Annotated in this window: 1 protein-coding gene; it reads right to left on the minus strand. The window is 77.1% G+C overall.

The window, feature by feature from the left end:
- The coding region (locus ACTIDRAF_RS33500; protein ID WP_157163302.1) for an SLBB domain-containing protein at window positions 1–621 on the minus strand (621 nt) is incomplete at its 3' end.
- Between the last annotated feature and the right edge of the window lie 345 nt (window positions 622–966).

Consider the following 966-nt stretch of genomic DNA (forward strand, 5'->3'; position numbering starts at 1 on the left):
GGGCCCCTCCCCACCGACCACCCCCTCCCGGGCACCCGGTGGGGGCGGCACCCCGACGTGCACCTGCTCACCGTCGGCCAGGCGCCGTGCGAGGTTGAGCTCACCGACCTCGGCGGTCGGCACCTGGCCGCCCGCCGCGCGGACCGCGTCCGCCACCCGCGCGCCCGGGCTCAGGGTGACCAGCCCCGGCCGGGACACCAGACCCACCACACTGACCACCACCTCGGTGGGAGCGGAGGGCGAAGATGTGCTGCTGGGGGTGGCCGGCGACGGGACGGACTCGGCGACGGCGGCCACCGGCAGCGGTGGCGCGGGTTCGGCCGGCGGCCGGGACGCCACCCACCACACGAGCCCCGCCCCGAGGAGCGCGGCCGCCCCCACCGCCAGGGCCGCCGGCCGGCCGGGGTCCAGGCGGATTCCGCTCACCCCGGCGGGCAACCACCTGCTCGCCCACCCGCTGGCGGTGGCACGAGCGGCGTGCCGGGGCACCCCCGTGCTCCGGCGTCCCTCGACGCGGGGTTCCTCCGCGTCGCCTCCCGTCGTCTCGGCCAGCACCGTCAACCGGTCGCGGGCGGCGACGACCGGTTCCACACGCGGGTCGTAGGCATGGAAGCTCGTCATGGCCGAAACGCTAGGGACGACAGCGGTCGTGGCGCGCCTCCCGAGGACTCCCCTGTGGACAACCCGGGGATGGGGACAACCCGATCCCACGGGACACCGAACAGCGGCCCACCACACCCGCTCGGTCGCGGGCGGGACGTGAACGCGTGGACGGCGGACCGGCTGGGACGGCTCCGTCGCGAGCCCAGACCACCGCGAGGCAGGCACCGGAAGTCCTTCGTGGACCACAGGCCCGGCTCGGAAGACGCTGCTGGCGCCCGTCCCGCCCGGGTGCCGATACCTCGTGGAGGGTGGCGACCGCGTCTCGGGCGCCACCCGGCGACGGGCGCTGGTGCGGCTCCCCCC

The sequence above is a fragment of the Actinoalloteichus spitiensis RMV-1378 genome (assembly GCF_000239155.1).
Taxonomy (GTDB): Bacteria; Actinomycetota; Actinomycetes; order Mycobacteriales; family Pseudonocardiaceae; genus Actinoalloteichus_B; species Actinoalloteichus_B spitiensis.